Annotated in this window: 21 protein-coding genes; 8 read left to right on the forward strand and 13 right to left on the reverse strand. The window is 73.3% G+C overall.

From position 1 onward, the window contains the following. The first annotated feature begins 84 nt into the window (after nucleotides 1-84). The gene (gene mgrA, locus ACIHCX_RS30530) at nucleotides 85-1077 is read left to right on the forward strand and encodes an L-glyceraldehyde 3-phosphate reductase (protein WP_400035122.1); all 993 of its coding nucleotides are present in this window, start codon (nucleotides 85-87) and stop codon (nucleotides 1075-1077) included. 112 nt (nucleotides 1078-1189) lie between these two features. Here mgrA and ACIHCX_RS30535 read toward each other — a convergent pair whose 3' ends face one another. Beyond that, nucleotides 1190-1573 (reverse strand): nuclear transport factor 2 family protein, encoded by a 384-nt coding sequence (locus ACIHCX_RS30535; protein WP_400035124.1) that lies wholly within the window; start codon nucleotides 1571-1573, stop codon nucleotides 1190-1192. 307 nt (nucleotides 1574-1880) lie between these two features. Here ACIHCX_RS30535 and ACIHCX_RS30540 point away from each other — a divergent pair, with 307 nt between their 5' ends. Continuing rightward, entirely contained in the window at nucleotides 1881-2291 is a 411-nt protein-coding gene (locus ACIHCX_RS30540) for a hypothetical protein (RefSeq protein WP_400035126.1), read from the forward strand. Here ACIHCX_RS30540 and ACIHCX_RS30545 read toward each other — a convergent pair. Beyond that, nucleotides 2275-3456 carry a streptophobe family protein gene (locus ACIHCX_RS30545; RefSeq protein WP_400035226.1) on the reverse strand — a complete coding sequence of 394 codons (1182 nt, stop codon included), beginning with the start codon at nucleotides 3454-3456 and terminating at the stop codon, nucleotides 2275-2277. The genes ACIHCX_RS30540 and ACIHCX_RS30545 overlap by 17 nt on opposite strands. 236 nt (nucleotides 3457-3692) lie before the next feature. Here ACIHCX_RS30545 and ACIHCX_RS30550 point away from each other — a divergent pair, with 236 nt between their 5' ends. Further along, nucleotides 3693-4148 (forward strand): ATP-binding protein, encoded by a 456-nt coding sequence (locus ACIHCX_RS30550; RefSeq protein WP_400035128.1) that lies wholly within the window; start codon nucleotides 3693-3695, stop codon nucleotides 4146-4148. Between the two features lie 249 nt (nucleotides 4149-4397). Beyond that, a complete protein-coding gene (locus ACIHCX_RS30555; protein WP_400035130.1) occupies nucleotides 4398-4826 on the forward strand; it encodes a helix-turn-helix domain-containing protein in 429 nt (142 codons plus the stop codon). A gap of 67 nt (nucleotides 4827-4893) precedes the next feature. On the opposite strand, the gene ACIHCX_RS30560 is transcribed toward ACIHCX_RS30555, so the two are convergent. From ACIHCX_RS30560 to ACIHCX_RS30570, 3 genes are all read right to left on the reverse strand, one after another. Next, entirely contained in the window at nucleotides 4894-5496 is a 603-nt protein-coding gene (locus ACIHCX_RS30560) for a ClpP family protease (RefSeq protein WP_400035132.1), read from the reverse strand. Between the two features lies 1 nt (nucleotide 5497). Further along, the gene (locus ACIHCX_RS30565) at nucleotides 5498-6154 is read right to left on the reverse strand and encodes a ClpP family protease (protein ID WP_400035133.1); all 657 of its coding nucleotides are present in this window, start codon (nucleotides 6152-6154) and stop codon (nucleotides 5498-5500) included. Between the two features lie 112 nt (nucleotides 6155-6266). Continuing rightward, nucleotides 6267-7469, reverse strand: coding sequence for an epoxide hydrolase family protein (locus ACIHCX_RS30570; protein WP_400035135.1), 1203 nt, complete (start codon nucleotides 7467-7469; stop codon nucleotides 6267-6269). Nucleotides 7470-7754: 285 nt separating this feature from the next. On the opposite strand from ACIHCX_RS30570, the gene ACIHCX_RS30575 reads away from it, so the two are divergent. Further along, nucleotides 7755-8237, forward strand: coding sequence for a VOC family protein (locus ACIHCX_RS30575; protein WP_400035137.1), 483 nt, complete (start codon nucleotides 7755-7757; stop codon nucleotides 8235-8237). A gap of 86 nt (nucleotides 8238-8323) precedes the next feature. Here ACIHCX_RS30575 and ACIHCX_RS30580 read toward each other — a convergent pair whose 3' ends face one another. Then, complete coding sequence (locus tag ACIHCX_RS30580) at nucleotides 8324-9331, reverse strand: zinc-binding alcohol dehydrogenase family protein (RefSeq protein ID WP_400035228.1); 1008 nt, start codon at nucleotides 9329-9331, stop codon at nucleotides 8324-8326. A 185-nt stretch (nucleotides 9332-9516) separates the two neighbouring features. On the opposite strand from ACIHCX_RS30580, the gene ACIHCX_RS30585 reads away from it, so the two are divergent. Beyond that, a complete protein-coding gene (locus ACIHCX_RS30585) occupies nucleotides 9517-10224 on the forward strand; it encodes a ribonuclease H (RefSeq protein ID WP_400035139.1) in 708 nt (235 codons plus the stop codon). A gap of 95 nt (nucleotides 10225-10319) precedes the next feature. Beyond that, nucleotides 10320-11303 carry an aldo/keto reductase gene (locus ACIHCX_RS30590; protein WP_400035141.1) on the forward strand — a complete coding sequence of 328 codons (984 nt, stop codon included), beginning with the start codon at nucleotides 10320-10322 and terminating at the stop codon, nucleotides 11301-11303. 226 nt (nucleotides 11304-11529) lie between these two features. On the opposite strand, the gene ACIHCX_RS30595 is transcribed toward ACIHCX_RS30590, so the two are convergent. From ACIHCX_RS30595 to ACIHCX_RS30620, 6 genes are all read right to left on the reverse strand, one after another. Next, entirely contained in the window at nucleotides 11530-12489 is a 960-nt protein-coding gene (locus ACIHCX_RS30595; RefSeq protein WP_400035143.1) for a threonine/serine dehydratase, read from the reverse strand. A gap of 112 nt (nucleotides 12490-12601) precedes the next feature. Next, entirely contained in the window at nucleotides 12602-13279 is a 678-nt protein-coding gene (locus ACIHCX_RS30600) for an AIM24 family protein (RefSeq protein WP_400035145.1), read from the reverse strand. Between the two features lie 38 nt (nucleotides 13280-13317). After that, the gene (locus ACIHCX_RS30605; protein ID WP_400035147.1) at nucleotides 13318-14550 is read right to left on the reverse strand and encodes a serine hydrolase domain-containing protein; all 1233 of its coding nucleotides are present in this window, start codon (nucleotides 14548-14550) and stop codon (nucleotides 13318-13320) included. A 246-nt stretch (nucleotides 14551-14796) separates the two neighbouring features. Then, on the reverse strand, nucleotides 14797-15147 hold the full coding sequence (locus tag ACIHCX_RS30610) for a UBP-type zinc finger domain-containing protein (RefSeq protein WP_400035149.1): 351 nt from the start codon (nucleotides 15145-15147) through the stop codon (nucleotides 14797-14799). Beyond that, on the reverse strand, nucleotides 15144-16631 hold the full coding sequence (locus ACIHCX_RS30615; protein ID WP_400035230.1) for an ATP-binding protein: 1488 nt from the start codon (nucleotides 16629-16631) through the stop codon (nucleotides 15144-15146). The genes ACIHCX_RS30610 and ACIHCX_RS30615 overlap by 4 nt, the downstream gene beginning before the upstream one ends. Nucleotides 16632-16642: 11 nt before the next feature. After that, the gene (locus ACIHCX_RS30620; RefSeq protein ID WP_400035151.1) at nucleotides 16643-18319 is read right to left on the reverse strand and encodes an FAD-dependent oxidoreductase; all 1677 of its coding nucleotides are present in this window, start codon (nucleotides 18317-18319) and stop codon (nucleotides 16643-16645) included. A gap of 199 nt (nucleotides 18320-18518) precedes the next feature. On the opposite strand from ACIHCX_RS30620, the gene ACIHCX_RS30625 reads away from it, so the two are divergent. Further along, entirely contained in the window at nucleotides 18519-19391 is an 873-nt protein-coding gene (locus ACIHCX_RS30625) for a universal stress protein (RefSeq protein WP_400035153.1), read from the forward strand. Between the two features lies 1 nt (nucleotide 19392). Here the strand turns inward: ACIHCX_RS30625 and ACIHCX_RS30630 are convergent, their stop codons facing one another. After that, nucleotides 19393-20631, reverse strand: coding sequence for a DUF4032 domain-containing protein (locus ACIHCX_RS30630; protein WP_400035155.1), 1239 nt, complete (start codon nucleotides 20629-20631; stop codon nucleotides 19393-19395). Between the last annotated feature and the right edge of the window lie 54 nt (nucleotides 20632-20685).

Below are 20685 nucleotides of genomic sequence, written 5' to 3' on the forward strand. Positions count from 1 at the left end.
CCGCTGCCCCCGGGGCGCGCGAGAGTGGGGGACACCGGTTCCGCCGGAACCGCTCACCCCTGTGCCAACCCTGATGGAGTCGCGTTGTTCACCGCCCACCCCGACCGCTACGCGGACATGCCCTACCGGCGCACCGGACGCAGTGGCCTGAAGCTTCCCGCGCTGTCGCTCGGCCTGTGGCACAACTTCGGCCCGGACCGCCCGGTCGACACCCAGCGCGTCATCCTGCGCCGCGCCTTCGACCTCGGCGTCACCCACTTCGACCTGGCCAACAACTACGGCCCGCCGCCCGGTGCCGCCGAGTCCGCCCTCGGCGACGCGCTCCGGGCCGACTTCGCGCCGTACCGCGACGAGTTGGTGATCTCCACCAAGGCCGGCTACCTGATGTGGCCCGGCCCGTACGGCGAATGGGGCTCCCGCAAGTACCTGCTGTCCTCGCTCGACCAGAGCCTGAAGCGGATGGGCCTGGAGTACGTCGACATCTTCTACTCGCACCGCCCCGACCCGGACACCCCGCTGGAGGAGACCATGGGTGCCCTGCACTCGGCGGTCCAGCAGGGCAAGGCGCTCTACGTCGGCGTCTCCAACTACTCCCCGGAGCAGACCCGCGAGGCCGCCCGGATCCTGGGTGAACTCGGCACCCCGCTGCTGATCCACCAGCCCCGCTACTCGATGCTCGACCGGCGCCCCGAGGAGGAGGGCCTCCTGGACACCCTCGACGAGCTCCAGGTCGGCTCCATCGCCTACTCCCCGCTGGAGCAGGGCCTGCTCACCGCCCGCTACCTGGACGGCATCCCCGAGGACTCCCGGGCGGCGAGCGACAGCCCCTTCCTCGACTCCGACGCGGTGACCGGCGAACTGGTGGGCAGGCTGCGCGCCCTGGACGAGATCGCGAAGTCCCGCGGCCAGTCCCTGGCGCAGATGGCACTGGCCTGGGTGCTGCGCGGCGGACGGGTCACCTCCGCCCTGGTCGGCGCGAGCAGCCCGCGGCAGCTGGAGGACAGCGTCGCCGCGACGCGGTCCCTGGACTTCGACGCGGAGGAGCTGGCCCGCATCGACGAGGTCGTCGCCTCGTAGGTCGTCGCCTCTCAGGACGTGTCCGGCCCGCGAGGCGGGCCGGACACGCGTGCGTACCGGCCCCGGCGGGCGCTCCGCCGGGGCCGGACCTCACGCCCTGCGGGGCCGGATCTCACGCCCCGGCGGGCACCCGGTCGAGGAAGCCGAGGACCGTGCGGATCCTGCCGTCGCCGTCCAGGGCGACCACGTCGGACCCGGCGACCGGCGCGGAGCCGTCCACCTCGCTCACCAACTCCCAGGAGAAGCGTGCCGTGTCGTGGTGCCCGTCGACGGCGCCGGTGAGCCGGAAGGCGAAGCCGGGGAACTGCTCGCGGGCGGCGGTGATGACGGCGGCGATCTCCTCGTGGCCGCCGACGTCGGCGAGAGGATCGGTGTAGCTGCCGTCCGGGGTCCAGGCGTCGGCCACCGCCTTGGCCCGGGCCTGGGCGTCCGGCGCGTTCCAGGCCTCGAAGTAGCGGGTGACGGCGATCGTGTACCGGTCGGACTGCGCGGACATGCTGAATCAGCCTCCATCGAGGTCGTAAACGCTGGTCGGAGCCGGGTCCCGGTGATCGGCGACCCGATGGGTCCACCCTGCCGCGCACCTGCCGCCGGGGTCGATTACCGCGCGGGTCATGCCCGTGGTCACGCAGCGCCGCGTTTCGGCCACGCAGCGTGCTGAATATGCCAGGAGGCTGGCTGGAAAGTCGTGGTGACAGTGGTTCAGCGGTGAACATACTCGATTTCAGGGGCACTTCACCGCATAAAAGCCGTACGCAGGGCGAGGCGGGCCGGCCGGGCGGCGACGCTACGGGGGAGGAGCAGTGCACGACGAATTCCTGTGCCATGTCACCGCGTACGGTGTGTGCGACGGCCGCCGTATCGGTGTACCGCTCGGTACCTACCGGGCGCCCACCCTGGCCCTGGCCCTGTGGTGGCTGCGCGACCGCGCCTCCTGGATCGCCGAGCGGCTCGATCCGGGCCCCGACACCCCCCATGTCCCACCCGGCGCGCTGGTCCCGGTGCCGGAGTCCGTGCCCGACGTCCCCGGCATCCTCCGCGCCTGGTGCGCCGACGTGGCCCAGCAGGAGCTCATGGCCGACGAGTTGACCGAGGGAAGACTGGTGCGCGTCGCCGCTCGTGACGAGACCACGGAGTACGAACTGCTCGCCGAGTCGGTGGACGCCCTGCGCATGCACCGGACCCTGCCCGCGCTCGTCATGCCGATGGCCTGACCGCACGGTGATGTGACCGGTGTGCCGCCAGGGCGCCCAGGAAGCCCGTGACCAGACCCCACAGGGCGGCGAGGCCCAGCGCGCTCCAGAACCGGGGACGCAGCAGCAGCTCTCCCGAGAGGTTGCCACCGACGTCTCCGAGGCCGAGCAGCGACAGACCGTAGTGCGCGGAGATCCGGCCCACGACACAGATCGTCAGAACCGTCAGGACCAGGGCGACGGCCATGCGCAGGGCGTGCCGCCAGGCCCGCGTCCCGGCCGGGGTACGCGCCGCCATCAGGTACGCGGCACCCAGCAGCAGCACCGCGTCCACGACCACCAGCCACCACACCCGGCCGTCGTGCTCGGCGAGCGTGCCCAGGTTGAGCGTGGAGACGTCCGGGGTGCGCAGCACCTCGTCGAGCAGCCGCGGCATCGGCAGCCCGAACGGGCCGTCCACCCGCCCGTCCCAGGTGGCGCCCAGGCCGATGGTGAACACCGGCCAGACCACGTTCGGCAGCCCGAGAAGGATCACGGCGAAGTGCTCCGCCGGATCCCCGCGGGTGGCCGCCGTCACGAGGGCGACGACCAGGCCCACGACCACGCACGCGAGCAGCAGGACCACCATGGCGTACGCCGCCGGACGCACCGGCTCCCGCCGCCGCAGCAGCCGTGTCGGCAACGGCGCCGCGGGCGCCACCAGCAGGGCCAGCACCAGCACGCCCGCCAGCCACAGCAGCCCGAAGACCGCGGTCAACGGCACCTGGGCGGCGAAGCCGACCTCAGGCGCGACGCCGAACAAGCCGCCGATAACGCCGAGCGCACCGTTGCCGAGGTCGACGGCGAAGGTCTGCCGGGCGGCCAGTGCGAGACCGATCAGCGCGAGCAGCCACAGGACGGCGATCCGGGCGGCCCACCCGGCCAGTTCCCGCGCCCCGGCCACCGCGCGGTGGCGCAGCGGCCGCAGAAAGCCCGCGGCGACGACGAGCGCGCCGACCAGCGTGACGGACAGCGGCATCACCGTGATCCCCGCGTGGGTCCGGGCGAGGGCACCCGCGTCGCCCGACAGGTCCACGCTGCCGCCGACCGCCGTCACCACGGTCGCGGCGACCACCCGGGGGAAGGCGTTGCCGGGAAGACGCGCCGCACCGGCCGCCCACAGCCCGAGTGCCGAGACCACGCCCATGCCCACCACGGCGGCCAGTACCGTGGTCAGGGCCTGTGCCCAGCCGTGGCGGGCCGTCGGCGGCGGGACCGTGGGGCTCGCGGGGCTCACACCGCCACGCTATGCAGGGCCCCGGCGTCGCGCCCGCCGGAAGGCCCGTCCGCGTCCGCGGGCGGGCTGGGACTGCCGGGCGCGGCTCGGGGTAACAGCACAGGTGCAGCAGTGTCCGGCCCGGCCGGCTTCCGAGAGAGACACGCATGACCGACTATCTGGACGGGGCAGTGATAGCGACTGGCTTCGACGTTCCCGTGGAACCGCTCCGGCGGGCGACGCACTACACCGGCGAACCGGGTTGCATCGCCGAGGCGCGCAACTTCGCCGCGCACTTCCTGGACCAGCTCAGGACCGAGTGGTGTGCCGAGATCGGCCGCCGCTGCGGCGACGCGCTCCTGCTGGTGGTCAGCGAGCTGGTCACCAACGCCGACCGGCACAGCGACGGGCCGTACATCCTGGAGCTGGAGGGAACGGACAGCGCGGTGAACGTGTGCGTGTACGACAGCAGCGCCGTACTGCCCCGGCGCTTCCCCCGGGACCCGCGGCGCGTGGGCCGGCACGGCCTGGAGATCGTGCACGCGCTGGCGCTGGAGGTGACCGTGGAACGCGTCCCGGTCGGCAAGCGGATCCGCGCGCTGGTCGAACTCGGCGGCGAGTGACCGGCGCGCGACGCGATGCCGCCCTGATCCCGTCCGCCTCGTCGGCCCACGTACGTCCGTACCGGCGCTCCGGCACCGAGCGATTGCGCGACCCCCGGGTACCCGGCCCGCCGTGAGGTATGCGCGCCGCCGGCCTCGGCGGGGCGTGCTCCGCGCCGTGCACCGCACCTCGGGGACCCCGGTCGCGAATTCACCCAGGGCGCAACCGCCCACCCTTCCGCCCGCGTCCGGGACTCCTACGCTGAGGGGATGAGCGAACGAGCGCCGAACCAAGCCCGCGTCATCCCCCTGCGCCCGCCGGCCGCGCGCCCCGGGCCGTCCCGTCCGGAACCCGGACGTCCCGCCCAGGGCCGCACCCCGGCGGCGGCACCCAGGGAACCCCTCTGGCGCGATCTCGTCGGCGACGTCCTGCGCCGCGAGCGGCAGGCGCAGGAGCGCACGCTCAAGGACGTCGCCGACGCGGCGCGGATCTCGATGCCGTATCTGTCCGAGATCGAACGCGGCCGCAAGGAGGCCTCCTCGGAGGTCCTCGCGGCCGCGGCGCGGGCGCTGGGCATCGGCCTCGGCGACCTGCTCTCACACGCCCAGGACGAGTTGGCGCGGACCGCGGCACGCGGCGCCGTTCACGACCGCGGCACGTCCGTCCCCCGTTACGACGGGATGTGCCTGGCCGCCTGACGCCCGCGCCCGCGCCGGCGCCTCGGACCGCGGGTCCACCCCCGCGCGGGGCGCCGGTCCGCTCGCGTCAGACCCCTGCGAGGCGTCGGCTCAGCACCTCGTCGGCCAACCCGTACGCCACCGCCTCCTCGGCGGTGAACACCTTGTCGCGGTCCATGTCCGCGCGCAGCGTCGCCGGGTCGTGGCCGGTGTGCCGGGACAGCACCTCCTCGACCTGGGAGCGGATCCTGCTCATCTCCCTGGCCTGGAGCGCCAGGTCGGAGACCGTGCCCTGCCGGCCGCCGGCGGCCGGCTGCCCCAGCAGCACCCGGGCGTGCTCCAGCACGAACCGCCGCCCCGGGTCCCCGCCCGCCAGCAGCACCGCCGCCGTCGAGGCCGCCTGCCCCACGCAGAACGTGGAGATCGGCGCCTGCACGAAGGTCATCGTGTCGTAGATGGCCATCAGCGAGGTGAACGAGCCGCCGGGCGAGTTGAGGTAGATCGCGATCTCCCGGTCCGGGGCCGCCGACTCCAGGTGGAGCAACTGGGCGATGACGACGCCCGCGACGCTGTCGTCGATCTCGGTGCCGAGGAAGACGATGCGTTCGTTCAGCAGCCTGCTGAACACGTCGTAGGACCGCTCGCCCTGCGCGGTGCGCTCCACCACGTAGGGAACCGTGTACGACCCCATGTCAGAGCCCCATCCGTCGGCGCGAGTCGGCCGGGCGGACGTCGGCGAGCGAGTCCACCACCCGGTCCACCATCCCGTACTCCCTGGCCTGCACGGCGGTGAACCAGCGGTCCCGGTCGCCGTCCCGTGAGATGGTCTCCTCGCTCTGCCCCGTGTGCTCGGCGGTGATCCGCTCGATGGTCCGCTTGGTGTGCTCCAGGTTCTCCGCCTGGATCTCGATGTCCGCGGTGGTGCCGCCGATGCCCGCCGACGGCTGGTGCATCATGATCCGCGCGTTCGGCAGCGCGAACCGTTTGCCGCGCGCTCCCACGGCGAGCAGGAACTGGCCCATGCTGGCGGCGAACCCCATCGCCAGTGTCGACACGTCGTTGGGGATGAGCCGCATCGTGTCGTAGACGGCGAGCCCCGCGGTGACGGATCCGCCGGGGCTGTTGATGTAGAGGGCGATGTCGGTGCGCGGGTCCTCGGCCGACAACAGCAGCAGTTGGGCGCACACCCGGTTGGCCGACACCTCGTCGACCTGGGTGCCCAGGAACACGATCCGCTGGGCCAGCAGCCCGGCCGCGAGGTGGTCGTCGAACCGGCTGGGCGGGGTGTCGTGCTCCTCGGCGCGCGGCGCGAGCGCGCCGGCCGGGAGCAGTGCGGTCGATGGGGTCATCGGGTCTCCTTGTCGTGGCACGGATGCCGTCGACCCCACTGTCGGCCCGGTGCCACCGCCGCGTCCGGTTTCTCTGCCCGTGGCAGATCCGCCACGGGCAGAGCGGCACCCGTCAGCCCTTCTCGCGCACCTGCCGGAAGAACGCCCGCACGTCCGCGACCAGCAGATCCGGCTCCTCCATCGCCGCGAAGTGCCCGCCCCGGTCGAACCGCGTCCAGCGCACGATGTTCTCGGTGCGCTCCGCCCTGTGCCGCAACGGGAGCTGCAGTTCGGCCGGGAAGACGGCGAGTGCGGTCGGCGCGGTCGACGGCTCGGCGGTTGCGGCGGCCCGGCCCGAGGCGTGCGCCCGCTCGTAGTAGATCCGCGCGGACGAACCGGCCGTCCCGGTCAGCCAGTACAGCATCACGTCGGTGAGCAGCCGGTCCCGGTCGACGGCCTCCTCGGGCAGCTCGTCGCAGTCCGTCCACTCGCGGAACTTCTCCACGATCCAGGCGAGTTGGCCGACGGGCGAGTCGGTGAGGGCGTACGCCAGGGTCTGCGGGCGGGTGGCGTGCAGCACCGCGTAGCCCGTGCCCTCCCGCTGCCAGGCGTCCCAACGCCGCCACGAGGCGAGCGTCCGCTCCCGCTCCTCGGGGCCGAGCACGGCCAGCTCCTCCCCGGTCGGCTCGGTGGACTGCTGCGCGCCCGGCAGCAGGTTCAGGTGGACGCCGATCACCCGGCCGGGGTGGGCACGGCCCAGCTCGCGGGAGATCGCCGCGCCCCAGTCGCCGCCCTGCGCGCCGAACCGCTCGTAGCCGAGCCGCCGCATCAGCTCGGCCCACGCGTCGGCGACCCGTCCCGCCTCCCAGCCCCGTTCGGCGGTGGGCCCGGACAGTCCGAAGCCCGGAATGGTCGGCAGGACGACGTGGAAGGCGTCGGCCGGGTCGCCGCCGTGCGCGGCCGGGTCGGTGAGCGGGCCCACGATGTCGAGGAACTCGACGACGGAGCCCGGCCAGCCGTGCGTGACGACCAGCGGGGTGGCGTCCGGCTCCGGGGAGCGGACGTGGGCGAAGTGCACCTGCGCCCCGTCGATCGTGGTCGTGAACTGCGGCAACTGGTTCAGCCGCGCCTCGGCCGCCCGCCAGTCGTAGTCGTGCCGCCAGTACCGCACCAGCTCACGCAGGTAGCCGAGGGGAACGCCGTAGTCCCAGCCCACGCCCGGCAGCTCGTCCGGCCAGCGGGTGCGGTCGAGGCGCTCGTGCAGGTCGTCGAGGTCGCTCTGCGGGACGCTGAGCCGGAAGGGCCGGATGCCGTCGGCGGACGGTGACGTCGTCATGCCCGCGATGCTAGTGCCGCGACAGGCAACGTTTGCCCCGTCGCGACGCCCGGCACGCACTCTCGCCGCACCGGCCGAAAGCCCGAGTACATCCAGTACGAGGACTTCCGGCCGGCACACCGAGAGCACGCACCGGCCGCCGCTCCTTGACGGGCAAACGTTGCCCGCCGCGGCACTAGTTCCGGGCCGCCGAAGCGCCCCGCGTTTTTTTCCACGCGCCGATGAGTTTCGCGGCGCGGGCCGGTCGATACACATGACCCGCGTCCCGTACTCCAGGAGGAACCCGTGGCCACCGAAGGATTCACCACCTGTCTCTGGTTCGACGGCCAGGCCGAGGAGGCCGCCCAGTACTACGTCTCGATCTTCAAGAACTCCGCCATCGGGGGGATCAGCCGCTACAACGACGCCGGACCGGGCCCGGCCGGATCCGTGATCACCGTCGACTTCGTGGCGAACGGCCAGAAGTTCGTCGCGCTCAACGGCGGCCCGCAGTTCACGTTCAACGAGTCGATCTCCTTCCAGATCCACTGCGAGAACCAGGAGGAGGTCGACCACTACTGGACCAGGCTCACCGAGAACGGCGGCGAGCCCGGCCCCTGCGGCTGGGTCAAGGACAGGTACGGCGTCTCCTGGCAGGTGATCCCTGACCGGCTCATCGAGCTGATCAGCGACCCCGACGCCGAGAAGGCGGCCCGCACCACGCGGGCGATGCTCGCCATGGGCAAGCTCGACATCGCGGCCCTGGAGAGGGCGTACGCGGGCGAGTGACGGCGGGCGACGGGGCCGGTCCACCCACCCGGGGGAGTGGACCGGCCCCGCTGTCGCCCGCGCCGGGGCGATCGCGCGCGCCTCGGTCAGGACAGGTCGTTCACCAGCACCGCGGCCCCGTCGAAGCGGCCGGCCTTGAGGTCCTCCAGCGCCTGCGGGGCCCGCGAGAGCGGATAGGTGTGCGTGGTGGCGCGCACCCCGTGCCGGGCGGCCAGGGCGAGGAAGTCCCGGCCGTCCTCGCGCGTGTTCGAGGTGACGCTGCGCAGCTCCTTCTCGTAGAAGAGTTCGCTCTCGTAGTGCAGCGGCGGTGTGTCGCTCAGGTGGATGCCGGCCACGGACAGGACGCCGCCGCGGTCCAGGGCCCGCAGCGCGACCGGGACCAGGTCGCCCACGGGGGCGAACAGGATCGCACTGTCCAGTGGCTCGGGCGGCACCGCGTACGCGTCCTGGGCCGAGGCCGCGCCCAGCTCGAGCGCGAGTCGCCGCGCGCCCGCCCCGCGGGTCATGACGTGCACCCGGGCGCCGTCGGCGAGTGCGACCTGGGCGCACAGGTGGGCGCTGCCGCCGAACCCGTACAGGCCGAGGCGCCCGCCGGCCGGCAGCGCGGCCCGGCGCAGTGCCCGGTAGCCGATGATGCCCGCGCACAGCAGCGGCGCGAGCGCCACGTCCTCGACCTCGCCGGGCAGCCGGTAGGCGAAGGCGGCCGGGACGGTCGTGTACTCGGCGTAGCCGCCGTCGGCGTCCCAGCCGGTGTACCGGGAGGCCGGGCACAGGTTCTCCGCGCCGCGCAGGCAGTACGCGCAGGTGCCGTCGGTGCGGCGCAGCCAGGCCACGCCCACCCGGTCGTCGGGCGCGAAGCCGTTCACCGCCCGTCCCCGGTCCGCGACCACGCCCACGACCTCGTGGCCGGGGGTGACCCCGGGCCGGTGCACCGGCAGATCACCCTCGGTGACGTGCAGATCCGTGCGGCACACCCCGCACGCGCGCACGTGCACCAGCAGTTCGTCGTCACCCGGCACGGGGACCGGCTTCGACGTCAGCCGCAGCGGGCCCTCCTCCACCGGCCGGGGGTCGGTCACCGTCCACGCCCGCATCGTGCCGTCCGTCATCTCGCGCCCCGTCCGCCGTGGCCGCCCGGTCCCCCCGTTCGTCCATTCGTCCATTCGTCCCCAGTGTGGAACAGGGCGGACCGTTCGGCGCGCGGCGCGGCCTGGTACGCGCCGCCGCCCTACCACAGGCCCCCGCGGCCGGCGGTTCGAAGGGCCCGTCCGGCCGTGGCATGATCGAGCCCATGCGTGAACGTGTGGTGGCCGCCTGCGACGGGGCGTCCAAGGGAAATCCGGGTCCGGCGGGCTGGGCGTGGGTCGTCTCGGACGACGCGGTGAGTCCGGCCCGCTGGGAGGCGGGAGCACTGGGCACCGCCACCAACAACGTCGCCGAACTCACCGCGCTGGAGCGGCTGTTGACGGCGACCGACCCGGACGTGCCGCTCGAGGTGCGGATGGACTCGCAGTACGCGATGAAGGCAGTGACCACCTGGCTGCCCGGCTGGAAGCGCAACGGCTGGAAGACGGCCGCGGGCAAACCGGTCGCCAACCAGGAACTGGTCGTGCGGATCGACGAGCTGCTCCAGGGCCGCTCGGTCGACTTCCGCTATGTGCCCGCCCACCAGGTCGACGGCGACCCGCTGAACGACTTCGCCGACCGGGCGGCCAGCCAGGCGGCGAGCGTGCAGCAGGCCGCGGGCAGCGCCCTCGGCTCGCCGGAGCCGCCGCCCGCCGCCCCCGCCTCGGCCTCCCCGCGCCGCCGCGCGAACGGCGCCAAGGCGGCGGCACGGCCGCGCGGTGGCGGCGCGTCGTCCCGCACGATCAAGGCGAAGTTCCCCGGCCGCTGCGTGTGCGGCCGCCCCTACGCGGCCGGCGAGTCCATCGCCCGCAACGACCAGGGCTGGGGCCATCCCGAGTGCCGTGCGGCGGCCGCCGGATAGCCGCCTCGACGCGAACGGGTCGGCGTCTCTGCACGGGTGAGCGCCCAGAGCGGCCCGATCCGGCGCCGGGGGGCGGCTGATGACAGACTGTCGCCATGGACGAACGTGAATTCGGCAGGTCGCACCAGCATGCGTCGGTCGTCGGGCTCGGCACCTGGCAACTGGGCGCCGACTGGGGCGACGTGGACGACAAGGAAGCCCTCTCCGTGCTGGAGGCGGCCGCCGAGTCGGGGGTGACCTTCTTCGACACGGCCGACGTCTACGGCGACGGGCGCAGCGAGTCGGCCATCGCCACCTTCCTCGGCAGCCGGCCGGACCACCATGTGCTGGTCGCCACCAAGATGGGCCGGCGCGTCGAGCAGATCCCGGAGAACTACGTCCTGGACAACTTCCGCGCCTGGAACGACCGTTCCCGGCGCAACCTGGGTGTCGACCGTATCGACCTGGTGCAACTGCACTGCCCGCCCACCCCCGTGTACTCCAGCGACGCGGTGTTCGACGCGCTGGACACCCTGGTGGAGGAGGAGCGGATCGCCGCCTACGGCGTCAGCGTGGAGACCTGCGCCGAGGCGCTGACGGCGATCGCCCGGCCGAACGTGGCCAGCGTGCAGATCATCCTCAACCCGTTCCGCATGAAGCCGCTGCGCGAGGTGCTGCCCGCGGCGCGGGAGGCGGGCGTCGGCGTCATCGCCCGGGTCCCGCTCGCCTCCGGGCTGCTGTCGGGCAAGTACACCAAGGACACCGTCTTCGCCGCCGACGACCACCGCACCTACAACCGGCACGGTGAGGCCTTCGACCAGGGCGAGACCTTCTCCGGCGTCGACTTCGCCACGGGCGTGGAGGCCGCCGCCGAGTTCGCCGCGCTCGCCCCCGAGGGCTGGACCCCGGCCCAGCTCGCGCTGCGCTGGATCATCCAGCAGCCGGGCGTCACCACGGTCATCCCGGGCGCCCGCTCACCGGAACAGGCACGCGCGAACGCCGCCGCCGCGAAGCTGCCCCCGTTGGGCGAGGAGACCCTCGCGGCGATCCGGGACCTCTACGAGCGCCGGATCAAGGACCAGGTGGAGGCCCGCTGGTAGCGGCGGGTCGGGGAATGCTCCCCGGGAAACCCGCAGGACACAGGGGCCGGCCCGGGGCGCGGGCCGGCCCCGGGTCACAGCATCCGCCCAGGCGACTGCGGCGGCCTCGCCCAGATCCCCGCGAGCAGCCCCGCGAGGAGGAGGCCGTCGACACGGTCTCCTCCTCGCCCGGGCGCCAGCACGGCATGCGGACGGTGCCGACGCCGCCCGGCACCGGTGTCGCGGCTCAGCGCAGTGCGAACCGGTCCGCCCAGGACATGACGTCGGCGACCGCGGCGTTGCCGCCGCACACCACCAGGCCGAGCCGGACGTCGGGGCCGATCCGCTCCCGTACCAGCCGGGCGGCCGGCAGCAGACAGCCGGCGGCGGGCTCGGCCCAGACCCTTCCGTGTTCGGCGAGGTCGAGGCAGCCTCGTACGGCCTCCCGGTCGGGCACCACGAGCACCTCGTGGACGAGGGCGCGGACATGGTCGTAGGTCAGCTGGGACACCGTCGGCGCGCTCAGCGTCGTCACGATCGAGGAGAGGGCCACCGGCACGGGGCCGCCGGACGCCAGCGCCTCGGACATGGCCTGGGCGCCCTCGGTCTCCACGCCCCAGATCCGCACCCCGGGCCGCAGCGCGCGCAGCGCCGCGGCGACGCCGGCGATCAGCCCGCCGCCGCCGATGCTGACGAGCACGTCGGTCAGCTCACCGGCGTCCGCGGCCAGCTCCAGGCCGACGGTGCCCTGCCCGGCGACCACCACCTCGTCGTCGAAGGGATGGACCAGCGTGAGCCCCTCGTCCCGCAGCCGCGCGGCCAGGGCGAATGCCTCGTCCATGCCGTCGGTCAGCCGCACCGACGCCCCGGCCTCCTCCGCGACCGCGACGGAGCGTGCGGGCGCGGAGTGCGGCATGACCACGGTGGCCTTCACGTGCAGCGCGGCGGCCATCACGGCCAGCGCGATCCCGTGGTTGCCGCCGCTGACCGCGACCACGCCCGCGTCCCGCTCCGCGGCGTCGAGCGACAGCAGCCGCGCCGTCGCGCCGCGCGCCTTGAAGGAGCCCGTGCGCTGCAACAGCTCCAGCTTCGCGGTCACCGGGGCACCGAGCAGCGCGGACAGGCCGGGGCTCGGCACGGTCGGTGTGCGCACGACGTGTCCGGCGATCCGCTCGGCCGCGGTTTCGATCTCCGAGATGCCGATCACGGCAGTCCACCTTTCCGGCGCGGGGTGATGATCCGCGCCGTCCCGACCCTCACCCGCCGGGGACGCACAGGTCAACAGGTCTCGCGGAGTCCCTCGGCCAGGGCCGGCCTCCTCAGTGCTGCTGGGGCCGGTACGCCGGTGCCTCGCTCGGCCGGACGACGACGTACCCCTCGCCCTCCAGCAGCAGCTGCACCGCCTCGCCGGACCCGCCGCGCAGCATCGACCCGAACGACTGCGAGCGGTGCAGCGACGTCTGGAGGCGGGCGGTCCACCCGACGACCGCGTCCGTGTCGACGTACACCGGCTGCTGCGGCGTGACCGGTAGGACCAGCGGGCTGCCCTCGCACACCAGACCGAGGCGGCCCTGCCCGGTGAACACGCTGTTGAACAGCCCGCCGCCCGCGATGCCCGAACCCTTGACCGTCGTGATCCGGTACGACAGCGTCGCGTCGAAGCACAGCACGTTGCGCCCGTTGACGGTGAACTCCTCACCCGGGTCGACCTCGACGACGAAGCAGTTCCGGGCCTCCCGCGCGAACCAGGCCTCGCCCTGCCCGCGCACCGTCATCAGCGGCAGCCCCTCCCCGGTGACCGCCCGCTTGAGCATGCCGCCGACGCCCTGGCCCCTGCGCTCGAACCGCAGGTCGCCGCGGTAGGCCACCATCGAACCCTGGCGGGCGAACATCTCGCCGTCCACCGTGTACCTGACGCACTTGGCGTTCTCGACGGACATGCCCGGCGCGGTCGCGGGGCCCACCACGTACTGACTGGAGAACAGGTCACCCTTCATGCGGGCATCCTGGCCCGGAGGCGCCCGTTCCGCCAAGATCACTCAGCGAGGTCGTTCGCCACGGCCGTGCCGGGCAGGGGATCCGCGCCTCGCACCTTCGTGCGCCTGCCGCAGAACGCCGACTCCAGCGTGCGCAGCATCGTCCGGTGCACCGCGCCGTTGTGGGAGGTGTTGGCGAGCGCGGCAAAGCTGCGTCTGCCGTCCTTGCTCGTGAACGCGTAGGTGGAGTAGCCCTGCACGGTGCCGGTGTGCCCGTACACCGACACGCCGCACGACAGGTCGCGGCGGCGCAGCCCCAGCCCGTACGCCTGGGCGGTGCCCGCGGGGATCCACCGCTCCATCTGGCGCAGTTGCGCCGGGGGAAGCAGCCGGCCGCCCAGCAGGGCCGAGAAGAACGTGTCGAGGTCGCGGGTGCTGGAGATGAGCGCGCCCGCGCTCTGCGCCCAGGACATCGTCTGCTCGGTGGCGTCGACCAGGGGTGAGGTGGGCTCGTCGGGGGTGAGGTAGCCGTGCGCGTGACGGCCGGGGATCTTCGTGGCGGGGTGGACGTAGAAGGTGTCGGTCAGCTTCAGCGGCTTGATGACGCGGTTCTCGTACTCGGTGCGGACCGGGTGGCCGGTCAGCTTCTCGATGAGCATGCCGGCGACGACGAAGTTGGTGTTGGAGTAGGCGTAGGCGGCGCCGGGCACCTGGGTGCGCGGGTGCTCCAGGGACAGGGCGAGCAGGTGGCGGTAGGTGAAGACCTTGGTGCGCACGGCCTCGAAGCCGGACACGGTCCTGGCGAACATCTCGTCGCTGTAGTCGTACAGACCGCTGCGGTGGCTGAGCACGTGCCGCACCGTGATCCGGCCGTCGGGCAGCAGTCCCGGCAGGTAGCGGTTGACCGGGTCGTCGAGCTTCACCCGGCCCTCGGCGGCCAGTTGCAGCAGCACGACCGCGGAGAAGGTCTTGGTGACACTGCCGATGCGGAACCGGTCGGCCGTGCTGATCAGGTCCCCGGTCCCGTGGTCGGCGAGTCCCTCGGTGGCCTTGTACACGGTGGGATGGTCGTCGTAGGAGGCGCGGTGGTCGTCGATCCGCGCCATCGCCCCCGGCGCGCCCTGCTTCAGCGCCGTGCGCAGGAGGGCGTCGAGTGCCGCCGGGTCCGGGGCGGGCAGCGTGTTCGGTACCGCCGTCCCGGGCCGGTGGCCCGCCGCGTGCGCAGGTCCCGCCAGCAGGGCCAGCACCAGCGATCCGAGCACCGCGCCGCGGCACACCGTTCGTGAGGCCATCCGTTTCGTCTCCCGTCTCCGTCCGCGCGGTGATCCGTGCGAGATCGATCACATTCGGGCAACGCAACCTTCCCCCATGCGGTCACATCGCCACGGGCGACACACAGTTGGCCATGCGCCGATCACTGAGTGGGGTGGATCGGCGGTCACCCCGTGCGGTCACGGCCGCTGAGATCCCCGGTCAGAACACGGTGACCCGGATGCCCGGTCACGGCGGGGCATCCGGGTGGACGGCGGGGGCGCGGTTCAGCCCAGGGTGTCGGCCCAGTTCGCCGGGACCCGGCCCACGGGCCCGGGGGCCGGCTGGTCCGCCGGGTGGCTCACGGGAGGCGCGAGCTCGGGGCCGGACTCGTAGAACTCGTTCGTGTCGAAGTTCCAGAACCAGTCCTCGCCGGGCTCGTAGCTGCGGATCACCGGGTGCCCGGTGGCCCGGTGGTGGGCGGTGGCGTGCTTGCCGGGGGAGTCGTCGCAGCAGCCGATGTGGCCGCAGCGGGCGCAGCGCCGCAGATGGAACCACCAGCCGCCGGCCGCCTCGCACTCGACGCAGCCGGCACCGCTGGGCGGCACCCGCGGGTCGATTTCGGTGTCACGGGTCATGTCGGCTCCTCGGATGTCGGACGGTCCTCGGCCATGAGCGGCGATCCGGCCGCCACCGCTCCCTCGCCCTCCTGGGCGGTCAGCGGCAGCAGCACCTGGAACCGGGTGTCGCCCGGCACCGACTCCACGCGGACGGCGCCGTGGTGCTTGTTGACGACGATCCGCCAGGAGATGTCAAGACCGAGGCCGGTGCCCTGGCCGACGGGCTTGGTGGTGAAGAACGGGTCGAAGATGCGGTCCCGGATCTCCGGCGGCACCCCCGGTCCGGTGTCGCGGAACTCGACCAGCAGCCGGTCGTGGTGGAGCGCGGTCCGCACGGTCAGTGTGCCCTCGCCGCCCGCGCCGTTCATGGCGGACACCGCGTTGTCGATCAGGTTGGTCCACACCTGGTTGAGTTCGGCCGGACAGGCGGGGATCCGCGGCAGTGTCCGGTCGTACTCCTTGACGACCTCGATGCGCGGCCCGATCTTGCCCGACAGCATCAGCAGGGTGCTGTCGAGGAGTTGGTGCACATCGGCGACCTGGTAAGGGGCGCGGTCCAGCTGGGAGTACTGCTTGGCGGCGTCCACGAGTCGGGAGATCCGGGTGGCGGAGTCCGTGATCTCGTCCATCAGCAGTTCGGTCTCCACCGCGTAGTTGAGCCACCCCACGGCACCCGGCAGGATCTCCTCGTCGACGGCCGCGGCGACCTGCTCGAGCCAGTCCACGTCCAGCCCCGCCTGGACGAAGACGGGCGCCAACTGCGGGCCCTGGTCGATGCCGTGGTCCTCCAGCCAGTCGGTGAGGGCGTCCTCGCGGTCGGCGGCCTGGAGCGGGCTGAGCTCCGGGGCCTTGGCGACCCGCTCGGCCGTACGCTCCTGGATCTCGATGAGGTTGGTCAACTGCTCCCGGGAGAACGGCCCTTCGGCGATCACGGCGAGCTTGCGCCGCATCTTGGCCACCCGTTCCCGCAGCGCCGCGGTGGCCCGTACGGCCGCCGCCGCGGGGTTGTTGAGCTCGTGGGTCAGTCCGGCCGACAGCGAGCCGAGCGCCAGCAGCCGCTCACGCTGTCCGACGGCCGCCTGGGTGCTCTTGGACCCGAGGAACAGCCCCTCCAGCAGGTGCACCGCCATCGGGAACCACTCCCGCATGATGTCCGCGAACGCGTCGGCGGGCAGCACGAAGAACCGCGTCGGCTCCGTGACCCGCATGGAGTTGAGGTAGACCTGCCGCAGCCGGTCCCCGAGGTACGCCTGCATGGCGCCCGAGTACACCCCGCGCTGGGAGGTCCGGCTGACCTCCACGTCGTCGCCACCGACCCGGCGGGAGAGCACCACCGTGCCCTCGATCATCACGTAGAAGCAGGTGGCCGGCTCGCCCTCGGTGTACACCGGGCCGGGGTCGAACCTCTCCACCCGGCCCTCGGCGCACAGCCGGCCCAGCTGCTCGGGCCGGAGCTTCTCGAACAGGAACAGCGAGCCGATCTCACCGGGGCTGCACGGCATACGCCCGCCGCTCACGACTGCTCCAGGTAACGGTGCACGAGCAGCACGGCCATGGCTCCCTCTCCGACGGCGGACGCGACCCGCTTGGCGGACTCCGCCCGGGCGTCACCGGCGACGAACACGCCGGGCACGTTGGTCTCCAGGTGGTACGGCGGCCGGTCCAGCTCCCACCCCGGCGGCGGCCGCCCGTCGGCGGTGAGGTCGGGCCCGGACAGGATGAACCCGCGCCCGTCCCGCAGCACCGTGCCGCCCAGCCAGTCGGTCCGCGGCGCCGCGCCGATGAACACGAACATCCACTGCGCGTCGACGAGTTCGCTCTCCCCGGTGGCCGTGTCGCGCAGGGCCAGCTTCTCCAGGTGGCCCGAGCCGTGCGCGGCGTCCACGACGGTGCCCGTGCGCACCACGATGTTGGGGGCCTCGTCGATCTGCTGGATCAGGTAGTACGACATCGACGCCGCCAGCGACGCCCCACGCACCAGCAGGGTCACCGACTTGGCGCCCCGGGACAGGTACATCGCCGCCTGCCCCGCGGAGTTGGCGCCGCCGACGATGTAGACGTCCTGCCCCTGGCAGGAGGACGCCTCGGTCAGCGCCGCGCCGTAGAACACCCCGCACCCGGTCAGCTCCTCCGCGCCGGCCGCCGGAAGCTGCCGGTAGGACACGCCGGTCGCCAGGATCACGCTGTGCGCGGCGACCGCCGAACCGTCGGAGAACCGCACGATCCGCGCCGCGCCGCAGACCTCGAGGCCGGTCACCTCGCGCGCGGTCAGGATCTCCGCGCCGAACCGGGTCGCCTGCCGGCGGGCCCGGTCGGTGAGCTGGGCGCCGGAGACGCCGTCCGGGAACCCGAGGTAGTTCTCGATCCGGGAGCTCTGCCCCGCCTGCCCGCCGGTCGCCGAGCGCTCCACGAGCACCGTCCGCAGCCCCTCGGAGGCCCCGTAGACGGCCGCGCCGAGCCCGGCCGGGCCGCCGCCGACCACCACCAGGTCGTAGAAGTCGGCCGCCGGTGTCGTCGCGAGTCCCACGTGGGCCGCGAGTGCGGCCGGCTCCGGTTCGAGCAGCGCGGTGCCGTCCGGGGTGACCACCAGCGGCAGCCGCTGACCGTCCTGCCCGGCCGCGGCCAGCAGCCGCCTGCCCTCCGGCTCGTCCGAGGAGTACCAGCGGTACGGCACCTGGTTGCGGGCCAGGAACTCCCGCACCTGGGAGGAGCGCGCCGACCAGCGGTGCCCCACCACCTTCGTGCTCGGCACCGGCCGGCGGTCGCTGCCCCGCCAGACCTGGAGCAGGTCGTCCAGGACCGGGTACAGCTTCTCCTCGGGCGGGTCCCAGGGCTTGAGGAGGTAGTGGTCGAGGTCGACGACGTTGATCGCGTCGATCGCCGCGTCGGTGTCCGCGTACGCGGTCAGCAGCACCCGCCGGGCGCCCGGGTGGATGTCCAGGGCCTGTTCCAGGAACTCGATGCCGTTCATCCGCGGCATGCGGTAGTCGGCCAGAATGACGGCCACGGGGTCGCCGCGCAGCTTCAGTTCGCGCAGCGCGTCCAGCGCGGACTCGCCGGACTCCGCGCGCACGATCCGGTACGACCCGCCGTAGCGCCGCCTGAGATCCCGGGCGACGGCGCGGGAGACCCCCGGATCGTCGTCCACGGTCATGATGACGGTCCGTGCCTGCTCCACGGCCTGTGTCATGCCGCTGTCACCCCGCGTGCTCGGATCGGCGGCCCGGTGCGCCCCCGTCGTCACCGCGCCGGCTCCTGTCCATCGTAGGGGCGTCCGTCCTGCCGCGCCCGAGTGCGCGGCAGGCGACCGCACCGGCCGGCCGCCTCGGTGACCGGCCGGTGGGGGAGACTGGACCGGGAACGGCTCACCACACAGGGAGGCACACGGGATGACACGCCCGATCACGGCAGGGGTGGACGGATCGGAGGAGAGCCTCGCCGCACTGGCGTGGGCCGCACGGGAGGCCGAGCGCCGCGGGCTGCCGCTGCGCGTGGTGCGGGCCTGGCGCCACGAGGTGCACGACGCCTTCGACCTGGGCGACCGGGACAGCCAGCACGCGTGGGTGCGCGACGCGGTCGCCGAGGCCGCCCGGACCGTCACCGAGCGCCACCCGGGCCTGACCGTGACCGCCGACGCCGTGGAGGACGACGCCGTGCCGGCGCTGCTCGGCGCCGCGGCGCGGTCCCAGGCACTGGTGCTCGGCTCGCGCGGACGGGGCGCCCTCGTCGGGTTCCTCGTGGGCTCCGTCGGACAGCAGGTGATCGCCGGGACCGAACGCCCCGTCGTCCTGGTGCGCGCCGAGGACCGGCCGGCCGCCGAGGTCGCGGGCCGGGAGATCGTCGTGGGGCAGCAGGGCGCCCCCGAGGACAGCGCCGCGGCCCTGGAGTTCGCGTTCGAGACCGCCGCCGCACGCGGAGCGGGGGTGCGGGCGGTGCGTGCCTGGACGCTGCCGCCGGTGTTCGCCTACAGCCCCGGCTCGCTCAAGCTGCTCGACGAGGCCGGCGGCCTGGAGCCCTACGAGAGCAAGGCGCTGGCCGCGGCGCTCCAGCCGTGGCGGGAGCGCTTCCCGGACGTCCCCGTCGTCGAGCACGTGGAGATGGGCAGCGCGGGCCAGGTGCTGCTCGCCGCGGCCGAGCACGCCCAGCTGCTGGTCGTGGGGCGCCGGGTGCGCCGTACGGCGGTGGGCGCGCGGATCGGCTCCGTCGCGAGCGGGATGCTGCACCACGCCGGCTGCCCGGTCGTCGTCGTCCCGCACCCGTGAGTCAGCCGGACGTCGTCTCAGGCGCCTCGCGCGCCTGGGACAGGATGGTCCTGACGTAGTCCTGCACGGCGGTGTCGAGGCCGATGTCGTGCTGCGCCCGCTCGGACAGGTACCAGCGGTGCTCCAGCAGCTCGTGGTACAGCTCGGCCGGGTCCATGGTGCCGTGCAGCTCGCGCGGCACCGCCCGCACGGCGGGGCGGAACACCTCCCGCACCCAGCGGTGCGCCAGCACCTCCGGGCGTGCGGCGTGCGGGTGACCGCCGCCCGGCGCGTAGTCGTCCTGGGTGGCCATCCAGCTCTCCAGGTCGTTCAGCAGCCGCCGTGCCTGGTTCTCCTCGGTGTCCAGGCCGGTCAGGCGCAGCAACTGCCGCTGGTGGTGGCCGGCGTCGACGACCTTGGGCACGAAGGTGACCGTCTCGCCGGTGGCGGAGCTCTCGATCTGCATCTCGGCCACGTCGAAGCCGAGGTCGTTGAGCCGTCTGATCCGGCGCTCGATGTAGTGGTACTTGCCCGCCGGGTACACCGAGGTGCGGGTCAGCTCCTGCCACAGTCCGTCGTAGCGGGCGCAGATCTCGGTGCCGAACTCGATCGGGTCCACCGAGGGGTGCAGCGCGCCGGAGGCCTCCAGGTCCAGCAGCTCGCCGCTGATGTTGACGCGGGCCAGGTCGAGGTCGTACTCCCGCTGCCCGGGGCTCAGCCGCCGGTGCAGCTCGCCGGTCTCGGCGTCGACCAGGTAGGCGGCGTACGCGCCGGCGTCGCGGCGGAAGAGCGTGTTGGACAGGGAGCAGTCGCCCCAGGCGAACCCGGCCAGGTGCAGCCGCACCAGCAGCACGGCCAGGGCGTCCATCAGGCGGTGCATCGTGGCCGGGCGCAGGGTGGTCTCGAACATCGAGCGGTACGGCATCGACCCGCCCAGGTGCCGGGTGATCAGCACCGGTTCCAGCGGCTCGCCGGCGTGGTCGGTGCGGCCGGTGACCACGGCCAGCGGGTCCACCGCGGGGATGCCGAGCCGGTCCAGGTCGCGCAGCAGCCCGTACTCGCGCAGTGCCGGGCGTTCGGCGAGTTCCTTGACGGCGATCACCTCGTCGCCGGCGCGGGCGTAGCGCACCACGTGCCGGGAGATGCCGCGCGGCAGCGGCACGAGGTACTCCTCGGGCCACTCCGCCAACGGTGTCCGCCACGGCAGTTCGAGCAGGAGCGCGGGATGCTCCGGGTTGGTGGCGCTGATCTGCAAGCCCATGGCAGGAAGCCTAGGGCGTGTGGGGCGTCGCGCGGCAGGCGGGACTTTGGCAGC

The sequence above is a fragment of the Streptomyces sp. NPDC052043 genome (assembly GCF_044548235.1).
GTDB lineage: Bacteria > Actinomycetota > Actinomycetes > Streptomycetales > Streptomycetaceae > Streptomyces.